The organism is Corynebacterium jeikeium, assembly GCA_003955985.1.
Classification (GTDB): Bacteria; Actinomycetota; Actinomycetes; order Mycobacteriales; family Mycobacteriaceae; genus Corynebacterium; species Corynebacterium jeikeium_D.
Genome location: CP033784.1, coordinates 2009974 through 2032426, shown reverse-complemented (window position 1 = coordinate 2032426; position 22453 = coordinate 2009974). Strand labels below are relative to the sequence as shown.

21 protein-coding genes are annotated in these 22453 nt (G+C 59.3%); 16 read left to right on the top strand and 5 right to left on the bottom strand.

Translation table 11 applies throughout. The features are described from left to right. Positions 1–93: 93 nt before the first annotated feature. The 4 genes from EGX79_08955 (at position 94) to EGX79_08940 (ending at position 3719) form a co-directional block, all read left to right on the top strand. Positions 94–1413, top strand: coding sequence for a PDZ domain-containing protein (locus EGX79_08955; GenBank protein ID AYX82297.1), 1320 nt, complete (start codon positions 94–96; stop codon positions 1411–1413). A gap of 72 nt (positions 1414–1485) precedes the next feature. After that, a complete protein-coding gene (locus tag EGX79_08950) occupies positions 1486–2055 on the top strand; it encodes a molybdenum cofactor biosynthesis protein (protein AYX82296.1) in 570 nt (189 codons plus the stop codon). A 2-nt stretch (positions 2056–2057) separates the two neighbouring features. Continuing rightward, a complete protein-coding gene (locus EGX79_08945) occupies positions 2058–2288 on the top strand; it encodes a hypothetical protein (protein ID AYX82295.1) in 231 nt (76 codons plus the stop codon). 180 nt (positions 2289–2468) lie between these two features. Further along, complete coding sequence (locus tag EGX79_08940) at positions 2469–3719, top strand: IS1249 family transposase (GenBank protein AYX82779.1); 1251 nt, start codon at positions 2469–2471, stop codon at positions 3717–3719. 46 nt (positions 3720–3765) lie between these two features. Here the strand turns inward: EGX79_08940 and mscL are convergent, their stop codons facing one another. The 3 genes from mscL to EGX79_08925 all read right to left on the bottom strand — a co-directional run bounded on the left by mscL (position 3766) and on the right by EGX79_08925 (position 5757). Continuing rightward, positions 3766–4179: a large-conductance mechanosensitive channel protein MscL gene (mscL, locus tag EGX79_08935; protein AYX82294.1), complete on the bottom strand. Its 414-nt coding sequence runs from the start codon at positions 4177–4179 to the stop codon at positions 3766–3768. 252 nt (positions 4180–4431) lie between these two features. Continuing rightward, on the bottom strand, positions 4432–5046 hold the full coding sequence (locus EGX79_08930) for a hypothetical protein (protein ID AYX82293.1): 615 nt from the start codon (positions 5044–5046) through the stop codon (positions 4432–4434). 36 nt (positions 5047–5082) lie between these two features. Then, positions 5083–5757 carry a 5,10-methenyltetrahydrofolate synthetase gene (locus tag EGX79_08925; GenBank protein AYX82292.1) on the bottom strand — a complete coding sequence of 225 codons (675 nt, stop codon included), beginning with the start codon at positions 5755–5757 and terminating at the stop codon, positions 5083–5085. Between the two features lie 132 nt (positions 5758–5889). Here EGX79_08925 and EGX79_08920 point away from each other — a divergent pair, with 132 nt between their 5' ends. The 6 genes from EGX79_08920 to EGX79_08895 all read left to right on the top strand — a co-directional run bounded on the left by EGX79_08920 (position 5890) and on the right by EGX79_08895 (position 11797). Continuing rightward, positions 5890–6864, top strand: a complete 975-nt coding sequence (locus tag EGX79_08920; GenBank protein ID AYX82291.1) for a UTP--glucose-1-phosphate uridylyltransferase — start codon at positions 5890–5892, stop codon at positions 6862–6864. Between the two features lie 78 nt (positions 6865–6942). After that, positions 6943–8214 (top strand): molybdopterin molybdenumtransferase MoeA, encoded by a 1272-nt coding sequence (locus tag EGX79_08915; protein ID AYX82290.1) that lies wholly within the window; start codon positions 6943–6945, stop codon positions 8212–8214. A gap of 30 nt (positions 8215–8244) precedes the next feature. Further along, positions 8245–8877: an N-acetyltransferase gene (locus EGX79_08910; GenBank protein ID AYX82289.1), complete on the top strand. Its 633-nt coding sequence runs from the start codon at positions 8245–8247 to the stop codon at positions 8875–8877. A 173-nt stretch (positions 8878–9050) separates the two neighbouring features. Then, positions 9051–10322: a hypothetical protein gene (locus EGX79_08905; protein AYX82288.1), complete on the top strand. Its 1272-nt coding sequence runs from the start codon at positions 9051–9053 to the stop codon at positions 10320–10322. Between the two features lie 251 nt (positions 10323–10573). Next, complete coding sequence (locus EGX79_08900) at positions 10574–10963, top strand: DoxX family protein (protein ID AYX82778.1); 390 nt, start codon at positions 10574–10576, stop codon at positions 10961–10963. Between the two features lie 51 nt (positions 10964–11014). After that, positions 11015–11797 carry a hypothetical protein gene (locus EGX79_08895; protein ID AYX82287.1) on the top strand — a complete coding sequence of 261 codons (783 nt, stop codon included), beginning with the start codon at positions 11015–11017 and terminating at the stop codon, positions 11795–11797. On the opposite strand, the gene EGX79_08890 is transcribed toward EGX79_08895, so the two are convergent. Next, positions 11794–13350, bottom strand: a complete 1557-nt coding sequence (locus EGX79_08890; protein AYX82286.1) for a phospholipid carrier-dependent glycosyltransferase — start codon at positions 13348–13350, stop codon at positions 11794–11796. The two genes, EGX79_08895 and EGX79_08890, sit on opposite strands and share 4 nt — an antisense overlap. A gap of 25 nt (positions 13351–13375) precedes the next feature. Between EGX79_08890 and rsmI the strand changes: the two genes are divergently transcribed. Beyond that, positions 13376–14287 carry a 16S rRNA (cytidine(1402)-2'-O)-methyltransferase gene (rsmI, locus tag EGX79_08885; protein AYX82285.1) on the top strand — a complete coding sequence of 304 codons (912 nt, stop codon included), beginning with the start codon at positions 13376–13378 and terminating at the stop codon, positions 14285–14287. Between the two features lie 160 nt (positions 14288–14447). Continuing rightward, positions 14448–16124 (top strand): BCCT family transporter, encoded by a 1677-nt coding sequence (locus EGX79_08880; protein ID AYX82284.1) that lies wholly within the window; start codon positions 14448–14450, stop codon positions 16122–16124. On the opposite strand, the gene EGX79_08875 is transcribed toward EGX79_08880, so the two are convergent. Continuing rightward, positions 16121–17362 (bottom strand): aminodeoxychorismate synthase component I, encoded by a 1242-nt coding sequence (locus EGX79_08875; GenBank protein AYX82283.1) that lies wholly within the window; start codon positions 17360–17362, stop codon positions 16121–16123. The two genes, EGX79_08880 and EGX79_08875, sit on opposite strands and share 4 nt — an antisense overlap. Positions 17363–17488: 126 nt before the next feature. Here EGX79_08875 and EGX79_08870 point away from each other — a divergent pair, with 126 nt between their 5' ends. The 4 genes from EGX79_08870 (at position 17489) to rsmA (ending at position 22445) form a co-directional block, all read left to right on the top strand. Beyond that, positions 17489–19315: a methionine--tRNA ligase gene (locus EGX79_08870; protein AYX82282.1), complete on the top strand. Its 1827-nt coding sequence runs from the start codon at positions 17489–17491 to the stop codon at positions 19313–19315. Positions 19316–19330: 15 nt separating this feature from the next. Next, complete coding sequence (locus EGX79_08865; GenBank protein ID AYX82281.1) at positions 19331–20155, top strand: TatD family deoxyribonuclease; 825 nt, start codon at positions 19331–19333, stop codon at positions 20153–20155. A 179-nt stretch (positions 20156–20334) separates the two neighbouring features. Then, positions 20335–21474 (top strand): resuscitation-promoting factor, encoded by a 1140-nt coding sequence (locus tag EGX79_08860; protein ID AYX82280.1) that lies wholly within the window; start codon positions 20335–20337, stop codon positions 21472–21474. A gap of 65 nt (positions 21475–21539) precedes the next feature. Further along, positions 21540–22445 (top strand): 16S rRNA (adenine(1518)-N(6)/adenine(1519)-N(6))-dimethyltransferase RsmA, encoded by a 906-nt coding sequence (gene rsmA, locus EGX79_08855; GenBank protein ID AYX82279.1) that lies wholly within the window; start codon positions 21540–21542, stop codon positions 22443–22445. The last annotated feature ends 8 nt before the right edge of the window (positions 22446–22453 follow it).

Below are 22453 nucleotides of genomic sequence, written 5' to 3'. Positions count from 1 at the left end.
TGGCGGGGATTCGGTGTTTCATTCGGGGAATTATCGGCGAGACCGCAGACTGCTCTCAGCCAATTGTTAGACAGACAGTGCAAGGTATTACGTATGAGCAACTCTTTCAACGATTCCTCGCGGGGAGATGAGCGGGGACACTACTCCTCGCAATCTCACAACTTCAGCGAGAACCGTGCCATGGGGGATGCTGGTGAGACAAACCAGTTTTCTGTCAATGAGCGCGGCTGGGAGAATTCCCACTACAACACCATCCCGTCTCAGCCGAACGGCGCTTACGGAGGCGGTTCAGAGTGGGACGTTGCGGCCAATCAGCAGAAGACCAAGGGTGCCCAGGGGGCTAAGGGCATGGGGGCGCTGGCAGTCGCTGCCCTGATGCTGTGCTCGGCCGGTATCGGTGGCGGTGTCGGCGCATGGGTAGTTCACAACTCGCAGTCGTCGGCCCCCGCGGATAACGCGCTGGATAAGCCTGCGGAAACCCGTCAGGTAGCAGCAGCTGAGGGGTCCGTGGAGAAGGTCGCGCAGAAGGTCCTTCCCAGTGTCGTGTCCATCACCACTGCCTCGGAGCGGGGCACGGCGTCGGGGTCAGGTTCCATTCTGTCGTCCGACGGTCTGGTGCTGACGAATAATCACGTCGTCGCAGGCGCGGGTCCGGACGCACATATGGAAGTCCTGCTTTCCGACGGCACCACGCACCCGGCAACTCTGGTTGCAGGGGATGCGGCTACGGATATTGCCGTTATTCGAATTGAAGGTGTTAACGGGCTGCGCCCAATCTCGCTGGGCAACTCCTCGCAGGTTCAGGTTGGCCAGGAAGTGGTGGCCGTTGGTTCGCCGCTGGGACTGACCTCCACTGTTACGCAGGGCATTGTCTCCGCTAAGAACCGTCCGGTGACCGCCGCTGGTGAAGACGGTCAGTCCTCGGTCATTGATGCAATCCAGACCGATGCGGCGATTAATCCGGGTAACTCCGGCGGAGCGCTAGTGGACATGGAAGGCAACCTCATCGGTGTGCCCAGCGTGATTGCCTCTAACAGTGAGGCATCGGAACAGGCGGGCAGCATTGGCCTTGGTTTCGCAATTCCGGTTAATCAGGCTCGTCGCATAGCGGAAGACCTGATCGATTCCGGCAAGGCGCGGATGCCTGTCATTGGTGCCCAGATCGATTCGCGTCCGATTGCACGTGGTGCACTGGTGCGAGAAGTAACGCCAGGTGGCCCAGCTGATAAGGCGGGGCTGAAAGATGGTGACCTGATTACCAAGGTTGATGACCGCACACTTGACAACGGCGTTGCACTAATTGCGGCTATTCGGTCGCATCGGATTGGGGATTCTGTCACACTTACAGTTACAGATGAGCGAGGCGGCAACGAGCGAACGGTCGATGTCACCTTGGCAGAAGCCCAGGATTGATAGGCAGCGTGGTGGAGTGAGTACCTCACCATCTGTAGAAGAGTTTTCGAGTGAAACTTCGAGTGAAAAGCTGTGGGAGAAAGCGAGATAGAGCAGATGAGCGAAACCGTGAGTACTGAGCCAAGTGACGTCAACCTCGCTGAGATGGAGCGTCTTATCAACGACGACGGCCAGGTCCGAAATGCGTTCGTTGTCCTCGTGGGGGACCATTTCGAGAACCCGGATGGTGCGGCTTCGCTCATGGTTGAGCTGTTGGAAGAAGACGGCTACTCGGTCGATGCCGTGGTCAGCACTGGTGCAGTCAAGCGTGAGATCCGGAAGGCTCTAGATACCGCTGTTGTCGGTGGCGCAGATTTGGTCGTCACGGTGGGCGGTGTTGGAGTTGGTCCTCGTGCGAAGACTCCGGATGCCACTCGCAAGGTTCTTGATGTGCGGCTGCAGGGCATCGAGCAGGCTATTCGTAACTCCGGTATGGGAGCTGGCGCCTTGGATGCGGGGCTGTCCCGCGGTTTGGCCGGTGTGTCCGGTCAGACAGTGATTGTCAATCTCGCGGAGTCTCGCGCTGCAGTGCGCGATGGCATGGCGACAATTCTCCCGCTGGTCTCACATGTGCTTGATGACCTCTGCCGCTGGAGCGTCTAGGAATGGGCGACGCCAAACATCCCAATCAGCCCGAGCAAGAGCAAGAGCAAGCCGCGCCGCGCAGTGGCAGCCGTAGGCAACGTCGTCGCGCAGGTGCACCGGCGAAAAACTTTGCCCAGTCACGCAGTGCGAAAACTGCGCGCACAGTGCACTATCACGATGAATCCCCGGAGGATGCTCGTGATTTTGATGCGGACTACTGGACAAAACAGCGCCCACCCCATTGGGGATGAGCGCTGTGTAAAAAGCGTTAGTTAGCTTCTTATCGGAAGCTCGCAACTAGCAGCTAGAGGCTAGTTCAGCTCCGTCTTGGGTTAAGTGACAAAAAGTGTGTCTGATTTTCAGCCTATTTGCTGGTCAGGCCGCATAAAACGGGCTTATATAAGGTTCCAGACCTTATTCAGGCCCGTTTCTTGCTCAATCCACCGGAATGGCTCCTGCATGTGGTAACAGGGGCCTGGTTGTCTTTCTGGGTGACTCCAAACAGACCCCGATGCCCTATATGCGCTGGGCAAATGAAGAAAAACGGCACCACAACCAAAGGGACAACCAGGTGGCGATGCAAAAACCCTGACTGCGGATGCTCAACAACACGACACCGCCCCGATCAGACCCACACCCGGGATTTCAAAGCGTTTCACACCTACGTCACCGGCACTGCTTCTTTAACCAAGGTGGCCGACACCTTGAATGTCTCCCGGCGCACACTCGACCGCCGGTTCACCTCATTGTGGCTTATCGATGTCCCTAACACCCCCGATCCCAACCGGGTCTACGACCAAATCTTCATCGACGGCACCTACACCGACGCTGGCTGCTTACTTGTGGCAGCCAGCCACGACCACGTCATCGCATGGCACTGGACACAACGCGAAACCGCCCACGCCTACACCCAACTACTCAAAAACATCGCCCCACCACTATGCGTTGTCCTCGACGGTGGCCAAGGCGCCTACTCAGCAATCAAAACCTGCTGGCCAACCACCCGCATCCAACGCTGCCTTGTCCATGCCCAACGCGTGGTCCGTCGCTACACCACCAGCCGTCCACGCACCGACGCAGGCAAAGCTATCTACGCCCTGGCGTTGAAACTGACCCGTATCACCACACTCGACCAGGCACGGGAGTGGACGCTGCGCCTGCATGACTTCGGACAGGTATTCAAAGCATTCCTCAACGAAAAAACACCCCTCCCCAAAGAACGCCGCACCCTCAACAACCAGTGGGAATGGACCCACCTGCGAGTTCGCAAGGCATACAACTCACTGCTGCACCTATCGCGCAATAACTGGCTGTTTACCTACCTGCAGCCACCACCAGAAGCACTCGAACCACAGCGCTGGGCATCAACAACCAACAGTCTGGAAGGCGGCGTCAACGCCCAGCTCAAACGCATCGCCGACGCGCATCGCGGCAGGTCCGGGGAGCGCCAACGCAAAATGCTCGAGTGGTACCTGCACTCGAAAACGCAGCTGCCTGACGACCCGCTAAAGATCGCCAGGCAGTGCAATTACGGACAAGATCAACTCGCCAAAGTCAACGATCTTGTCCCAGAAGACCACAACAAAGCCGACCACGAAACAGGACGACCAGCCTTCTACGACAACGCTATCCCAACCGAATACCAACACAACATAGGAATCCGGAAAGGGCCCATGAGATAAAAAGGGCCCACCCGGCGACACACCGAGCGGACACACTTTTTGTCACTTAACCCTCCGTCTTCGGCTTGCCGTTCTGCTCTGCCAGCAGGTCACGAATCTCAGTCAGCAGGTCAGCCTCGGTGACCTCCGGTTCAGCGGAGGTCTCCAGACGAGCCTCACGCATCGCGTTGAACTTGTTCATCGGAGCAACGATGACGAAGTAGACAACCGCTGCGACCAGCAGGAAGTTGATGACTGCGGTGATGACAGCTGCGAAGTCAAGGTAGGTCGACGGGTTGCCGCTGATGATTTCGAAGCCAAGGCCAGTGACCTCTGCGCCACCGATGGTGTTCAGCAGCGGCTCGAGCAGGCTGTCGGTGAAAGCAGTGACGATTGCGGTGAACGCAGCACCGATGACAACACCGACCGCCAGGTCGATGACGTTGCCGCGCATGATGAACTCTTTAAAGCCCTTAAGCATAGGAAATTTCCTTCTGTAGAAACGGAACAAACCAAACGAGACCTGTGAGTCATCGTGTTGCTCATGGCAGGCCCATACGATTTTGAGAAACGGGGCAGTGCGATATCAGGCAGTGCCACTCTTCTTCGCTCTAATCGTAGTTTTGAATTGCCTGGCCATTGTATCCCCGCACTAAGTTGTGGGACAAGTCAACTTTCTGCGAAAAACACTGTTCAGGACCATAAAATCTTTGAACCAGTGAGATTTTGGTCACTAACCCGCGAGTAACAGTGTGAGCGGAGATGCTAGCGATGTCGCAGCCACCACCTCCGCGGCGCCGGTGGGCAGAGCGACCAAGACCACCTCATCGTCGACGATGTTGACCACCCTTGCCCCGTGTGCAAGCGGCGCCGCCACCCCGCGCTCATCCGCTGTCGACACAATATCCACGCTGTCACCAGTGCGAAGAGCGGACACAATGCCCGCATCAGTCAACGTGATGGCAATAATTTTGCTTTCCGACGTCCCCGTCAGCGACTTGGCAAGTGACGGGCCGACCATTCGCTGCTCTGTAATTATCTCTCTCGGTGACATGCCGGTGGCCAGGGTGCGTCCCCGCACAGAGGCGATGTCCGTTACGGCTCCACCGGGAACGAGCTCCCGGGGAATGTCCTTGAAAGCCACATCTTGTTCTGCCACCGATGCGCCAGCGGCAATGGATTTGGCGCTAACCACTACCCGAATATGGCCGCTGCGGGGTGTCAATGACTCCACCGCCGCCAGGCCGACTGCGCATAGGAAAACAGTGAGGGCAACCATCCGCCGAATAGTTGTGGGGCGGAGCTTTCGGAATGGACGCGGAAACCGGGACGAATATTTTGGGCTCATATTAAGTTAGGCGCGAAAATCCCGGAATCGGTTCCATTAAATCTGTGAAATCCCCGCTGGCGTGATCACATAATCGGCAGGAATGTCGTGCTCATCGTAGGCAAGCTCCGTGCGCAATTCGGTGTTGAAAACTGCAACAGCGATGGCCGCAGCTCTCACCCCATCCGTATCACTGTCGCGTCGAGCGAAAACCAAGCTGCGATCGTAGTAACCAGCGCCACGCCCTAACCGCATCCCGGTTGCGGGGTCGGCCGCAACTGCCGGCAGGATAATGGCGTCGGCAACACCCAGCTCAGCTGGGCCAGCAGAGTCTTCCACCGAAACAGGTTCCAAGAGTCCAAATCGGCCCTTGTGGAAGCTGCCGTTGTAGTAACCCCAGTGCAGCGGTTGTGGTGGACCGGGCGGGCAGACGGGAAGCAGAATTCGTGCTCCGGAAACCGCGTTTGCCAGAGCCTCCACAAAGCCCTGGCCGGGCTTACCGCCAGTCGAACTAGAAACGCTTGCGCCGGGTTCGTCACCAGCGGGGACATAAGCGGCAATGACAGGTTTTGCGAGGTCGCCGACGGTGTTGGATAACCATTCTTGCAACCGCTGTACCAGTGCTTCGTCGTCAAGCATGCGCTCACGCTGCCCCTTGGCGGCGCGTGCGGCGAGTACCTCGTGCCGTGTGCGGGCTTTGAAATCAGACGTGGTTTCGGGAAGCGGAGCCATACCTGCAAACCTACTCTGTCAGGTAGGGGAGCGACCTCTGTCGTCAGCGCAGGAGAAAATTTCTGATTAATGCGTTGAAAAAGCGGGGTCAGCCTCCGAGCAAATGGAAGTTATATAGGTATCGTTGCCATTATGGTCTCATCGTCTAAAGAGTCTGGTTCGGACATGACTACTCCGGTTCGAACTGTCATCGTTCCTGCCGCGGGCATGGGTACGCGATTCTTGCCTGCCACCAAGACAGTGCCGAAAGAATTGCTGCCCGTAGTTGATACGCCGGGCATCGAGATGATTGCTGAAGAGGCCGCCGCCACTGGTGCGCAACGCCTGGCTATTGTCACAGCGCCGAGTAAGGATGGCGTGCTTGGGCACTTCGACCCGCGCCCGGACCTTGAGCAGACTCTCGCCGAGCGTGGCAAGGACAAGATTGCAGCGAAGGTACGCCGCGCCACCGAGGTCATTCGCGTGGAATCCGTTGTTCAAGATCGACCGCTGGGCCTGGGGCATGCGGTGTTGGTCGCAGAGCCGCTGCTCGAAGACGATGAGGACAGCGTTGCTGTCATGCTTCCCGACGATCTCGTGCTCCCAGTGGGCGTGATGGATCGGATGACGGAAGTGCGCGAGCGCTTTGGTGGTTCGGTGCTGTGTGCGCTGGAAATTCCTCATGAAGAGGTCTACAACTACGGTGTCTTCGATATTGAGGACGCCACCCCGGCGGAGTCTGGTGAGCTCGGTGCTGACGCGGCCGACGCTGATGCCTGGGACGATGTGAAGCGAGTCAAGGGCATGGTGGAAAAGCCGGACCCTGCGGATGCTCCATCCAACTTCGTTGCAGTCGGACGTTACTTGCTCGATCGCGCCATCTTCGATGCGCTGCGCCGCATCCCGCGCGGTAAGGGCGGCGAATACCAGCTCACCGATGCAATTGAGCTGCTGATTCAAGAGGGGCATCCGGTTCATGTGGTCGTTCACAAGGGGTTCCGCCATGACCTGGGAAATCCTGGTGGCTTCATTCGTGCTTGCGTAGACTTTGGACTCAGGCATCCGGACTACGGCGAGGGGCTGCGCGACTACATGCAGCAGCGTCTGGCGCAGGATGAACAGGCTTAAAGCCTTTTTATAGAGGCTTGTACTGAGAAGCTGAATAGCATAAAGCGCACCGCGGGTTGGTGCCGAGGAAGGTAAAACATGCGTTCTGTGGAAGAACAGTTGGCGGCAATCACCGCACACGCTGTGATGCCTGATCCTGTGCGCGTTGCTATTTCGGAATCCCTCGGCATGCTGTGCGCTGAAGATGTCATCGCAGAGCAGCCGTTGCCGGGATTCGTGCAGTCAGCGATTGATGGTTATGCGGTGCGCGCTGTCGATATCGTCGGCGAATCTGGTTCTTTACCTCCGGATGCGCGTCAGAGTGATGTTGATTTTCGCGAGGTCGAGCTGCCTGTTGTCGGTGAGGTGACAGCCGGCTCTCACCACCCGATGCGTCTCCAGCCGAAGCAGGCCGTGCGCGTACAAACTGGTGCGCCGCTGCCATCGCTTGCCGACGCCGTCGTGCCCCTAAACTGGACCGACCGCGGTGGCCGTCGAGTTAATGTTCTCCATCCGGTCTACTCCGGTGACTTTGTGCGCAAGGTCGGTGACGACGTGCAGCCGGGTGACGTGGCGGTGTCCTTGGACTCGGTGATTTCGCCGTCACAGGTTGGATTGCTGGCAGCGGTGGGGCGTTCGAAGGTTTTGGTGCACCCCAAGCCACGTATGTCCGTGATTTCCATTGGTAATGAGTTGGTCGATGTTGACCGCACACCGGGGCTCGGTCAGGTCTACGACGTCAACTCCTACGCGCTGGCTGCAGCCGGCCGCGATGCTGGGGCTGAGGTACACCGAGTGGGTATTGCCACCGGTGAGCCCCGCCGCATCCGGGAAATCATCGAAGGCCAGCTCATTCGCAGTGAGCTCTTGGTCATCACGGGGGCTGTCGGCGGTGCCGCGGGTGAGCAGATTCGCCGTGTGCTGGCTGAATTGGGCGAGGTTGATGTTTCCCGCATCGCTATGCATCCTGGTTCAGTCCAGGGCTTTGGTCTGCTGGGAGATGACAAGATTCCAACGTTCCTCCTGCCGTCGAATCCGGTCGGCGCATTGGTCGTTTTTGAGGTCATGGTTCGTCCCCTCATCCGACTGGCGTTGGGGAAGCGCAATCCCCGCCGCCGCGCTGTCACCGCTCGTGCTGTCGGCCCGATCGAGTCGGCGGAGAAGCGCCGTGGCTACATCCGTGGCCAGCTCATGCGTGACCGCGAGACCGGCGAATACATGGTGCAGCCGCTGGGAGGTTCCGGCGGTGCGCAAGCCCATCTTTTGGCCGGTATGTCGGAAGCCAACAGCCTCATCGTGATTCCGGAAGACGTGCTGCACGTGCGTCCGGGAGATGTAGTTGACGTGCTGTTCATGGCGCGCCAGGCCTAACCTCACTCCACTACCGCGAGTATTGTTGCTGTGCGTACTTCTCGTCTAGTAACCAGTGGCGGCCGAGTCCGCCTGCGTGTGCCAGAGCGCTCTGATGCCTCTGCATGGCGGACACTGCGGCTGCGCGACGAGCCCATTTTGCGCCCCGTGGAGCCAACCCTCGAGGACGACTGGGATAACGCCCACAAGGCTTCTGTTTTCCGCCGTAACCTGCGCAGTTGGCGTCGTTCAGAGGCTGCGGGAGACATGATTGTCTCCACCATTGAAGTAGACGGCCAGTTCGCTGGCATGCTCACACTCGGCGGTATTACACCTTTCCCCGTCGCTCACGCATGGATTGGCTACTGGGTCGGCAGCGGCTTTACATGTGGAGGGGTCGCCACTGCGGCAGTGGCGTTGGCGTCGGATTATGCCAAGAGAGTTGGCGTCCACCGAATTGAAGCGACTGTGTTGGACAGCAATGTCCCGTCGATACGCGTGCTGGAAAACTGTGGGTTCGAGTACGAAGGCGTGGCGCGGGAAGCCTTCCATATGGATGGCGCGTGGCGCGATCATCTGACTTATGCGCGGGTGGGGGAGGACAGTGCAGTGGACCTCATCGTGGCGAGTGGTCGCGCGCAATATGAAGAGGCGGAGAAATACCCACCGCAACGGCGCGCCTGAGTAGTCTGAGTAACACACGCCGATAGGGTGATGACAACTCTACTATTGGGCGAATTCGCTCTAGATACGCTGACTGCCTTCGCAAATGCCTCTGTGGAAGGGCATGTGGGTGGCGTATTTGGGCCGGGGAGAGACGGCGAAACCCCGGGCGAAATCGCAAGGAGACACAAAATATGTCAACTTCACTGTTGCTGATACTCATCGTTGTACTGTGGCTGTTTGTGCTGGCCCCGCTGGTGGTCAATACGCGCAAGCCGATTCGTCGTACTTCCGATGCGCTAGGTAAGACCCGCGTGCTGCATCGTGGTGGCGAGGAGTTGGCCACGACGCGCCGCCGTCCGTCTTTTAAGGAGTCGGACGTGCGCGTAGCCGAAGAAGTCGACGATTCTCTCGAAACCGTTGACGCGCAGGTCGACGATGACTTCGATGTCAGCGACGTGCTTATCGACGACACCGTGGACGAGGCGGCCGACCCGGCCGTCGTTGACGGCGATATCGTCTACGAGCTGGAAGCGGCAGATGCAGAAGAGGAGACCCCGCAGGCGGATGATTCCGCTACCGAGGAAGCCACTGCTGAGTCTTCTGACCGCTCTGACATGGACGTGTCCGATGATGAGTCTGCAGACCAGTCGCTGCAGGCTGTCGTTAATGACGAGGATGCTGAATCTGACTCCGCCGTTGCCTCCGCCGAAGGTGACGTGGTTCGTGCAGATGAGTCCTCTTCCGATGTGAGCGTTGACGTTCGCCGTCAGTTTGTCGATGCCGATGACTTGATGTTCGAAGATGCCGTTGAATCTGACGCTGATTCCGGTGCCGCGGCTGACGCTGAGCACGCGGACGCTGAGGCTCTCTCTGAGACTGAAGAGGCAGCAGACACCGTAGACGAGCAGGCGGAACCCGACGAGACCGTCGAGGACGACAGCGACCACAGTGTCGAGTCCAACGATGACGCAGTCGCTGTCGATGACACCTTGACCGAAGATGATTACGCGTTCGCTGAGAAGCGCCGTGGTCGTGGTGGGTTCGATCCGATTTCGGATGCCCAGTACGCTGAGACTCGCTTTGCCCGCCGCCGCCGTTCGGTTGCTGGGCTGGCAGCGTTCATCGCGGTCACGGTCATCATCGCTGCTTTCGCCGGTGGTTGGACCTGGTGGATTCCACTGGTCGGTGTCGGCTTGATGACCCTGTATCTGGTCAACCTGCGCCGCACCGTGCGTGCAGAGCAGGAACTGCGGGCTCGCCGAATTCGCCGTATGAAGATGGCCCGCCTCGGCGTGCGTAACCGCGAGGATGATGAGCTGGGAATTCCACAGCGTCTGCGCCGTCCGGGCGCGGTAGTGGTCGAGCTTGATGATGAGGACCCGGATTTCGCAGATCTGGCCTACACTGACTACCGCTTTGATGACGACGATTATGACGAAATGCCACAGGCTCGTGTGAGCTAGTCCTGTGAGCTGAGCCGTAGAACAACCTTAAAGTTGTCTGAGCACGTCAGCGCGATTTTTTGTTAGAAACTCGGCCTGTTACGATGTCACTACCTAAGACATGACACACCGGGTGTGTTTGGCGGAAGGCTTCTCCCGAGGGGTTGGGAGAAGCCTTTTTGCATGTTAAAGTCGCTGGCCTCTCGCAGCCGCAGTGCTACCGTGTTTTGACCGTGCCGTCGGGTAGCATGTCCCTCATGGATCGACCGGTAATGCGCGATATCGCGCTCGTGATTCTCCGCCTGATACTCGGAATTATCTTCATCTGCCATGGCTGGGACAAGATTTTTATCACCGGTATCGACAAGACGACCGGTTACTTTGTCGCCGCGAATATCCCGCAGGCGCACTTGACGGTCTGGGTTGTCGCTCTAGTCGAACTGGTCGGTGGCGCGTTGCTGATTCTGGGACTCTTGGCACCGACGGTGGCGATGGTCTTCATCATTGAGATGATTGGTGCCTGGTGGTCGATGCACTTGGGCAATGGCCTGTTTATCCGCGACAACGGTGCAGAGCTTGTGATGTCGCTCATCGGTGGTCTGGTGATGATTTTCGTTTTCGGTGCTGGCCGTTTCAGTTTGGACAGGCAGTTCATCAGGTAAGACCTCATTAGGTACAACCCCCTTAAGAGTTAAAGGCGGTGGAGATCCCCCGTGGAGTGCGAGGAAATTCGCGCAGCATTGTCAGCTCGTCTCGATGGCGAGCAGGCAAGCATTGCCGATGAAGTCATCGATGCCCATCTTGGGGCCTGTGAGGAGTGCCGAGCTTGGTATGAGCGAGCGGTGCGGCTGAACCGCGCCCTTACGGTTGGGCCTGCCGATGGTATGCCGGAGATTTCCACGGATGATCTCTCGGAGCGCATTTTGGTCTCCATCGAACCGGAGCGCCGCCGGCGTGAGCGCGCATGGCTGCTCATGGCCGGCACCGCCCGCGGGGTGCTCATTGCACTGGGCCTTTGCTGGGCGGTCTGGGGGATTGCGACACTGGTCGACGCCTCCGGCATGATGACGCTCGGACTTTCCTCGACGCAGCCGCAGGGCGGTGCAGGAATCGCGACAAGCACGGAAGCGCCTATCGACGGTTCCACTGCCACTGTTGACCCAATGGAGCTCGGAGCACGCCTTGCCATCCAGCTTGCGGCAATTCGGCTTGCATTGGCAGTGGGATTGTTCTGGGCTGCCTGGCGGCCACGCGCTGCCATGGGCATGGCGCCGGTCTACGGTGCCGTCGCCACGTTCAGCATTGGTTTTGGTATTCGTGACATTCTCATCGGCGCCCAGGGAGCATCTGAGATTGCTGGCCTGGCCTTGATGTTTGTCTCCGCTTTGACACTGGCCGTTGTGTGGCTGGGCGGTTATACGCCGACGGCAATCGCACAGGCATGGCGAGCCGCCTCCGGGTTGCCGGTCACAGGCGTGCCGCCACAGCGGGACTAGCTCCAGGACGGCAACCAGAACCGCCAGTCAAAGTGGTTGAGAGGCAGCGGGTAGCCGGTCAAAATCGGCAGCCAGAACACAAACGCGGCCACCACTAGTGCGGCGTGCGTGCCAACGATTACCAACCCCACCGGCTTACCGCGGGGCCGCCAGTGTGAGAGATCGTCGGCAAGCAGAGCAAAGGCGATGAGTACGAATGGAATCAGCGCGGTGGCGTAGAAGAAGTACATCTGACGGTCGTAGCCGATGACCCACGGCAGCCACGAGGCGAGGAACCCGATGACTGGCAGCGCGTAGCGGCCGTCGCGGCGGCCGAGCCAGCGCCATGTGGCCCACAGGACCACGGGGACCAGCAACCACCAGATGGGCGGGGTGCCAAAGAGCATCATCCAGCCCTTGCACTCCTGGCCGTCACTGCAGGTGGTTTCGGTGGAGTAGTAGAGCATTGGCCGCCAACTCACCAGCCACTCCCAGGGCTTGGACTCCCAAGGGTGTTTGTGGCCATTAGAGGTGGTCAGCTCGGCGTGGAACTTCAGCACGCTGTTCTGGTAGTGCAGGTAGTTCTGCACGGCCTCGGGAAGCCAGCCGGTGCCGGGGAGTCCCGTATCGCGGTCTTCGGGCGAGACATGGCGATAGACCGACGTTTCTTCGGCGAACCAAGAACGCCAACTTAAGAAGTAAACGCCCAGCGGAACCACCACCAGATCACGCAACGCCGGGGCGGTATCGCGGGCGAGTGCGCCGAGCACGGGCTTGTCCGCACCGGCATTCTTGCGTGACACCAAATCCGTGAAAACGGACCACAGGCCGAATGCGGCCATGTAGTACAGACCGGACCACTTCACCCCGGTGGCAAGCCCCAGCATGATGCCGGCGAGCAGTCGCCACCAGCGATAACTGAGATAGGGGCCGAAACTACCTAGCTCCGTGGCGGATTCCAGGCGCTTGCGGGCATCGACCTGGTCGATGAGAAGTGCCCACGCGGCCGCAGTGATGAAGAAGGTCTGAATCATGTCCAGCATGCCGACCCGGGAGGAGACAAACAGCACTCCGTCGGCAAGCGCATAGAGACCAGCGATACCCACTGCCAACCGCGAGCCGCGAGAGATGCGTCGGACGATGTCCATGAGCAGCAGTATGACCAGCGTGCCACACACCGCCGACATAAACCGCCAGCCCATTGGTGAGTAACCGAAGATCCATTCGCCCACGGCGATGACCTGCTTGGCCACTGGCGGATGCACAATCAGACCGTAGCCGGGATTGTCCTCAATGCCAGACGAGATGGGGTCGCGGGTGGACTCCAGAATCTGCCATGCTTGCGGCACATAGTGCTTTTCATCGAAGAGCGGGGTGCCATTGTCGGTCTTGGCAGCAAGCCCGATGAAACGGGTTAGCGCTGCGACGATTCCGAGAACCACAAAAGTGGCGGTATCCCATTTGTCCCACCGCCGCAGTGGCGGCAGCGAGGGCACCGGGGGAATCGGGCGCAGGAAACGCTTTTTCGCGCGGCGCTCGGTTTCCGGTGGTGGGGTTAAAGCGGCATCGGTCACGAATGTCAGTTTAAGCTATGGAATCATGACGCATTCGGCATCGAACTTCCAACCGCACGAGAACGCGCCTCTTAGCGAGGCAATGACGCTGGCCCCTGGCATCACTCTGGTGGCAACGCCGCTGGGCAATATCGCCGATGCCTCCGACCGCTTGCGCGGTGCGCTTATCGACGCCGATATCATCGCCGCGGAAGACACCAGGCGAGCACGCAACCTGGCCACAGCGCTGGGCATTTCCCCCAAGGGGAAGTTTGTTTCAAACTTCGATCACAACGAAGAGAGCCGCACTGAGTCGCTGATTCAGGCGGCGAAGGCGGGACAGAAAGTCATTGTGGTGACCGATGCGGGGATGCCGGTGGTGTCGGATCCTGGCCTGGCTGTGGTGGCGGCTGCTCACGACGCGGGCGTGCCCGTGTCCTGCGTACCGGGGCCGAGCGCGGTGACTACCGCATTGGCTCTCAGCGGGTTGGGCGTCGGCCACTTTTGCTTCGATGGTTTTGCACCTCGTAAACAGGGGGCGCGCCGGATCTGGCTGGAATCACTGAAGACAGAGAAGCGGGCCTGTTGTTTCTTTGAGTCGCCGCATCGGTTGGCTGTTACGTTGGCCGATGCCGCGGAGATTTTGGGTGAGGAGCGGCGCGCGTCGGTAAGCCGTGAGCTGACCAAGCGTTTTGAAGAGACTCGCCGTGCGACGCTGGGAGAGCTGGCTGCGTGGGCGGAGGAAGGTGTCCGCGGCGAAATTACGGTGGTGATTGAAGGCGCGGGGCAGCAGGCAACGGAGGTATCCACGGAGGGCTTGGTTGACCGCGTGGAGGAGCTCGTGGCTGATGGCATGCGACTGAAGGATGCCGCGAAGCAGGTTGCAGCAGAGGCGGGAATGACGAAGCATCGAGATCTCTACCAGGCCGTTTTAGCAGCTCGGGACGAAAATCGTTAACTGATTGTTACTTTGTGGCGGAAAATTCCTCGGCACCCGACGGTGAACAGGGGAAACGTCGTTATTGGGAGTTTTGTAATTCAGACGGGAAATGAGGAAAACCTGAGAGAATCCACATCCTGAGTTGAAATCCCAGGTCAATGGTGGACATGGTGGAGGAATGACGAATCCACCAGAGCATGAAATACAACAAGAAGTAGGGGAGTCAGTCGTCGGCGAAGTCAGGGCCGACGATTCTCACGCTCCCGTGAACCTCGGGGTTACCATCCCCGCCGTTGTCGCAATTCTGGCAATCATCGTCTGGGGCCTGGCGTGGCCGGATAGTTTCTCGACGTTTGCATCTAGCTCTCTGAACTGGGTCGTGGAGAACATCGGCTGGCTGTTTATCTTGGCCAGTACCGTCTTTGTCTTCTTCATTGTGTCCATCGCGATTTCCAAGTTCGGTCACATCCGCTTGGGCAAGGACAACGAGAAACCAGAGTTTTCCACGCCTAGCTGGATTGCGATGATGTTCGCCGCCGGTATGGGCATCGGTCTGATGTTCTACGGTGTCGCTGAGCCGCTGACCTTCTATCGCGATGGCGTGCCGGGCCACCAGCCGAAGGAAGTCGGTACCGCCATGGCTTCGACGATGTTCCACTGGACTCTGCACCCGTGGTCGCTCTACGCCATCGTCGGTCTCGCAATTGCTTACTCGACCTACCGCCTCGGCCGAAAGCAGCTGATTTCGGCGGCGTTCATCCCGCTCATCGGCGCGCGTCGCGCTGAGGGGCGGTTGGGCAAGCTTATCGACGCGCTTGCGATTTTTGCCACCGTCTTCGGTACGGCAGCCTCTCTCGGTGTGGGCGTACTTCAGATTTCCGCCGGTTTGGAAATCAACGGGTTCAACGCCATCAAGGGCGCACCTTTGTGGATTGGTCTTATTCTCGTTCTGGGCTGTGCCTTCTTGGTCTCTGCACTGTCGGGCGTGGGCAAGGGAATTCAGTACATCTCGAACTTCAACATGGTTGCCGCAGGTCTGCTGGCTCTGCTGGTGTTGGTCCTCGGCCCTACCGTGGTGATTCTGAACCTGATTCCGACCTCTATTGGCAGCTACCTGGATTCCTTCTTTGAGATGGCCTCCCGCTCCAGTGCTTCCGCTGACGGCACCGCCGGTGAATGGCTCTCTTCCTGGACAATTTTCTACTGGGCCTGGTGGATCTCATGGTCGCCGTTTGTCGGTATGTTCATCGCACGTATTTCTCGCGGCCGTACTATCCGTGAGTTCGTCTTCACCGTCGTCGCCGTTCCGTCGATTGTCTCTGCAGTGTGGTTCTCCATCTTTGGTGGCACCGCCATTACCCACGAGCAGCAGGGTGCGTCCATCTACGGTGACGGTTCGGCCGAGAGTCAGCTGTTCAATCTGCTGGAATCCTTGCCGGGTGGCGCGATTACCTCCGCTATCGCAATGATTCTGCTGGCTACCTTCTTCATTACCTCGGCAGACTCCGCCTCCACGGTGATGGGTACCATGAGTCAGTTCGGTCGACTCACAGCGTCGCGCACGGTCACTGCTATGTGGGGTATTTTCACCGCTCTGATTGCCATCGTCCTATTGGTCACCGGTGGCAGCGATGCCCTGTCGAACCTGCAGAACATCACCATTTTGGCGGCAAGCCCGTTCGTCATTGTTATCTTGGCGCTGATGGTTTCGCTGGTTAAGGGGCTTTCCGACGATCCGATGTACCTCGATGACAAGGAACAGCGTCAGTTTGCCCTGCGCATGGCTCGTGAGCGCCGCTTGGCGGAAGCGGCCGAACAGCGCGAGCGCCGCCGTGCTCGTAAATTGCGCAACTAGCTTTCCAACAGCAGCGGTGCGGCCTTGGCCTCAATCTCGGCCCATTCGCCCTCGGGTGTAGACCCGATGGTGATGCCACCGCCGATGCCAGCTTCGACCCGAACTCTCCCCGAGTTCGGGTCTTTTGTGTACTCAGCGGTACGAATACCGACATTGAGCTCAAGTGCATCACCGTGGGCCGCACCAATCGCGCCGCAGTGAGCGCCACGGGGTTCGGGTTCCCACTCGCGCAGAAGCTCAATTGCTCGCAGCTTCGGTGTACCGGTGACTGAGGCCGGTGGGAAGCAGGCTTCGATTAGTTCAGCGTGGCTGAGCTGATCGGGAAGTTCCGCGGAAACTGTGGAAAAGAGGTGCCACACGCCCGGTGCCGGACGCACACTGAGCAGGTCTGTGACCTTCACGGTGCCGGTCTTGGCAACTTGACCGAGGTCATGGCGCACCAGGTCGACAATCATGATGTTCTCGGCGACATCCTTGTCGCTGCGCAATAACTCGTTCGGGGGCCGGCCAGCGGGAATCGTGCCTTTGATGGGAGTTTCAGTCACGCTTGTGCCTGCGCGGATGAGGAACTCCTCGGGACTCAGCGAGGCCAGGATTGGAATTCCAGCGTCGAGGTTGCCGGGCAAGAATGCTGCTCGAGCCGGCTGATACCGCGCCACGCGGGAGGAAAACCACGCACCGGCGTGGGCTAGTGCAGAGTCGCTCGCTGCCAGCTCCGCGTGAAAGCGTGTGGAAATGCAGGTTTGGTACACCTCGCCTGCGGCAATTGCCTCCTTACAGTTCTCCACCGCAAGCTGGTGGTGTTCTCGGTCGCCCTGATCCCACTCCAGTGGTGTGGCCGCGGGGAGCGCGTCGGCACGCGTGTCTTCGTGCGAGTAGTTGATGGCCTCCTGAAGGGCTTGGAAATCCGGATTGAAGGGGTCACCGGTGCCGGGGCCGTCGAAATGCCACGTGCCGTCGTCGGCAAGCAACGCGACGCAGGTAGCGACCCCGTGCGCGCTGGTGCCGGAGTAGGGGCGGAACCCAAAGATCCACGCATCGGGGTCGGGGATGGTGAAAAGCGCTGCCGACTCGCAGGCAGTGAGCTCGACGTTGGCGGCGAGAACCGCGCGATAACCGAACCAGGAGCCGATGAGCGCGGCGGGACGATGACCGGCAGCGATAAGACGCGCCAGCGCAGTGGTCGCACGCGAAGTGAAGTCAGCAGCCGAGCCGGAGGAGGTAGACCGAGTGGACATAGGACATAAGCGTAGTGACTGCGCATGCGTGCGATGATGGTAGGGGACAGTTCATGTGGACTTCATGAGGACTCCGTAAGGGGCACAGTTCATCGCGATGGCAGGTCATCTATTACCCTGTTAGATATGTCTCGCATTTTCACAGCAGTTGCGTGGCCGTACGCTAACGGTCCGCGACATATCGGCCATGTTGCAGGTTTCGGAGTCCCCTCGGACGTTTTCGCTCGCTACCAGCGAATGATTGGCAATGACGTGCTGATGGTCTCCGGTACTGATGAGCATGGCACGCCGCTGCTTGTGCAAGCGGAGAAGGAAGGCGTTTCTGTCCAGGAATTGGCCGACCGTTACAACCGCCAGATTGTGCAGGACCTCGCGGGTTTGGGGCTTTCCTACGACCTGTTTACGCGCACTACCACGCGCAACCACTACGCGATTGTCCAGGAGCTCTTCCGCGGGCTCTACGAAAACGGTTACATGGTCAAGCAGACCACGATGGGTGCGATTTCCCCGTCGACAGGTCGGACGCTGCCGGATCGTTACATCGAAGGTACCTGCCCAATCTGTGGTGCGTCCGGTGCCCGCGGTGATCAGTGTGACAACTGCGGTAACCAGCTTGACCCGGCCGATCTGATCGATCCGGTGTCGAAAATCAACGGCGAGACCCCGAAGTTCGTTGAAACTGAGCACTTCCTGCTAGACCTGCCAGCGCTGGCAGAGGCCTTGACCGAGTGGCTTCAAGAGCGCAAGGACTGGCGCCCAAATGTACTGAAATTCTCCCTGAACATCCTGAAGGACATCCGTCCACGCGCAATGAGCCGTGACATTGACTGGGGTGTTCCGATTCCGCTGGAGGGCTGGTCGGAAAACGGAACCAAGAAACTCTACGTTTGGTTCGACGCTGTCGTCGGTTACCTATCCGCTTCCATCGAGTGGGCCTGGCGCATTGGCGACCCGGAAGCGTGGCGTAAGTGGTGGAATGACCCGGAGGCGCTGTCTTACTACTTCATGGGCAAGGACAACATCACTTTCCACTCCCAGATTTGGCCGGCTGAGCTGCTGGGCTACCGTGGCGAGGGCTCCCGCGGGGGCGAGGTCGGGGAGCTCGGTGAGTTGAACCTGCCGACGGAGGTCGTCTCCTCGGAGTACCTGACCATGTCAGGCTCGAAGTTCTCCTCTTCCAAGGGCGTTGTCATCTATGTGAAGGACTTCCTAGCGGAGTTCGGCCCGGATCCGCTGCGCTACTTCATCGCAATGGCAGGCCCGGAGAACCAGGACACCGACTTCACCTGGGATGAGTTCGTCCGCCGTGTGAATAACGAGCTGGCCAACTCCTGGGGCAACCTGGTCAACCGCACCGTGTCCATGGCTTTCAAGAACTTCGGTGAGGTGCCAACTCCGGGCGAACTCACTGACGCTGACCGTGAACTGCTCGACCTGGCTGAGCGTTCCTTCGCCGAGGTCGGCGACGCACTCGCACTGTCCCGCTTCCGCGCTGGTATCACTGCCGCAATGCACCTGGTCGGAGAGGCCAACGCCTACATTGCTGCGCAGGAGCCGTGGAAGCTAGCCAAGGATGAGTCTCAGCGCGAGCGCCTGGCCACCGTGCTGTGGACAGCACTGCAGGTAGTCAGCGACGCCAATGTCCTGCTGACCCCGTACCTGCCGGAAAGCGCGCAGAAGGTCTTCGAGACCCTGGGCGGCGAGGGCATCTGGGCCGCAATGCCGGAAGTGCAGGAAGTCCAGGACGACATGCCGGTCGAACCGGTCGGCGCAGACCTGCCGGCAGAGGGCAGGAGCTACCCAATCATCACTGGTGACTACGTCAATCAGAAGGCCGCCTGGCGTCGCTTCGACATTGAGCCGGGTACGGCGCTGGCCAAGCCGAAGCCGATTTTCACCAAGCTCGACGCTGAGTTGGCTGAGCACGGCCCTGAGTGGGCACAGGTGAAGTAGGGGCACAGTAGAGGTATGGGAAAGCGCAAACGCAAGATTGCAGAACCCGCGGAGTATCTCACTCCGCTGTTTGACGCCCACACGCATCTCGCGTCCTGTGGGGCGCAAACTCCGGAGGAGATTGCGGCTCTCATGGACCGGGCCGCCGCAGCGGGCGTCGTCGGAGTCTGCACGGTCGGCGACGGCATGCCGGAAACCGAACTGGCCTTTGCCGCCGCGCACGCGCACCCCAACGTCTGGGCCGCCGCCGCCATCCATCCGACGCGCGCGCACGAGCTTGACGACGACGCCAAGGCCCGCTTAACCGAAATGGCTGCCGACCCCAGGGTTGTGGCCGTGGGGGAGACGGGATTGGATTGGTACTGGCTGGATTCCCTCGACGGCTGCGCGTCGAAGAGCGAACAGCTGGCTGCGTTGCAGTGGCATATGGAGCTCGCAGCAACCGTCGGCAAGCCGTTGATGATTCATAACCGCGACGCCGATGAAGACCTGATGGCGGCGCTGGACGGCTATGACAATACGGTTATTTTGCACTGTTTCTCCTCGCCCATCGAGGTTGCCCGCGAGGCCATTACACGTGGTTACCTGCTGAGTTTTACTGGCAACGTGACCTTCAAACGCAATGATTACCTGCGGCAGGCTGTGGCTGAGGCGCCGGCGGAGCAGCTGCTGGTGGAAACCGATGCCCCGTACATGACCGCGGAGCCTTTCCGAGGTGCGCGCAACGAGTCCACTTTTATCGGTCATCAGGCGCGTGCGATGGCCGCGGCCCGAGAAATCGGGGCGGAGGAGATGGCACAGATTTTGACGGATAACGCACGTCGGGTGTACGGCATTTAAGCACGTGCTGGCGTATTGTCGCCCCTGAGCTGTGGAAATGCAGCCGGGGCGGTTTGTTGTATTTCCCGTCACTTTTATCGATATATTTTAGACAACACTGAATCTTTACCGTACTGTTACAAACTGTATTTCTTTCATTTGCTAGCTGCCCCATCCTCCGAAAGGCTGTGACGAACCCCGTGAGTGCTGCGAAGAAGCGTCATCTCAATCGTGCTAACGACGGAGTTTCCACTTCGTCCAAGATTGCCGCAGGCGGTCTGGTCGCTGCTGTTGCTCTGGGTGGTACTGTCGCAGCATCCAACTATGACACCATCACCGTCGAAATCGACGGCAAGGTCGAGCAAATCGCAACCTGGTCCAAGGATGACAAGGCCATTCTGCAGAAGGCTGGTGTCGAAACCACCGGTGGCGACCTGGTTCAGCGTCAGGGCGATCTCACGGACGGCGGCAAGCTGGTCTACCGCTCTGCCAAGCCAGTCACGATGATTGTCGATGGCAAGCCGCAGGAGCACAAGACCAATGCCATCACTACCGATGAGCTGATTGAAGGTCTGAAGAAGCAGGGGCTCATCTCCGATAAGGACAAGGTCGAGGTCGAGAAGGGCGAGATTTCCGCTAAGGGGGTCGAACTCGACGTCGTTCGTGCCAAGAATATTGTGCTTCACGACGATGCCAAGGACATCGACCTGACCGTCCCGGCTATGACCGTCGGAGATGTGCTGGCTCAGCGTGGCATTGAACTGCGTGAAGATGACACCGTCGAGCCGGGTCTGGATGCTCCGGTCACCGAGGGGATGCGCATCGCTCTGTCTCGTCTGATTGATAAGACCATCACCGAGACTGAGGAGATTCCAGCTCACGAGAACATCATTGAAGATGATTCGATGTTCGAAGATGAGCGCATCGTTGAGCAGGAAGGTGAACCGGGCCAGGTAGAGCGTCAGGTCAAGGTCACCTCTCGCGACGGTGAAGAGCTCGGACGCGAGGTCCTGGAAGAAAAGGAGCTAAAGGCTCCGGGTATCTCCACTATCCGCCAGGGCACTAAGTCCCGCATTGCAGCTCCGGCTGCCGGCTACGGCGTGTGGGATCAGCTGGCTCAGTGTGAGTCCGGCGGCGACTGGGCTATCGATACCGGTAACGGTTTCTCCGGTGGTCTGCAGTTCACCGATTCCACTTGGGCAGCTTACGGCGGTACTGAGTATGCACCGCGTGCATCGCAGGCTTCCCGCGAGCAGCAGATTGCTGTCGCTGAGCGTGTCCAGGCTGGCCAGGGTTGGGGCGCATGGCCCGCTTGTACCGCTTCCATGGGGCTTCGTTAAAGCTAGTTCCGTCTAGACAGAACGAGCTAAGCCTATTTTTTGTGTTGACCCCGTAGTATCTAACTGTGACTAAAGCAGAAGTTTCTTTCTTGGGGCCGGTCGAAGTACGCGACTTGGCGGCGCAGTTGGATATTGTCCCGACGAAGAAATTGGGGCAGAACTTCGTCCACGACGCCAACACCGTGCGTCGAATTGTCGCTGCGGCGGACTTGCCGGAGGATTCCTACCCTGTTGAGGTTGGCCCCGGCTTGGGCTCGCTGACCCTCGGGCTGCTCGAACACTGCGGCCGCGCCGCGGCTGTTGAAATCGATTCTCGGTTGGCGGAGCGTTTGCCCCAGACAGTCGCTGAGCGCGCTGACGGCTGCGCGCTAGAGCTCATTGAGAAAGATGCGTTGAAAGTCAGTCGCGAGGACTTTCGGACCGCCCCAGATGCGCTGGTGGCCAATCTGCCATACAACGTTTCTGTACCGGTGCTGCTGCACATGCTTGCCGAGCTCCCCACCATCCGCCGCGTGCTCGTGATGGTGCAGTCTGAGGTCGCTGACCGGCTGGCGGCTCAGCCGGGCTCCAAGATTTACGGCGTCCCCAGCGTCAAGGCCGCCTACTACGGCACAGTGCGTCGCGCCGGTGCCATTGGTCCGCACGTCTTTTGGCCGGTCCCGAAGGTTGATTCCGGGCTTGTGCGCATTGACTGCTACGCCCGCTCCGACGCTCCTGAGAACTCCAATGCCGCCGATGCCCCCGAGGCTCCGTGGGAGATTTCGCCGCAATTTCGCGCGCGCCTTTTCCCGCTTATCGACGCTGCTTTTGCGCAACGTCGCAAGACCCTCCGTGCGGCCCTATCGGGGATTTACGGATCTGGTGCCGCAGCCGAAGAAGCGCTTATGGCAGCGGGGATTGACCCCAAGCAGCGAGGAGAGAAGCTCGAAATTGCCGATTTCGTTCGCCTCGCTGAGGTCTCACGAGACTAGCGCTTTTA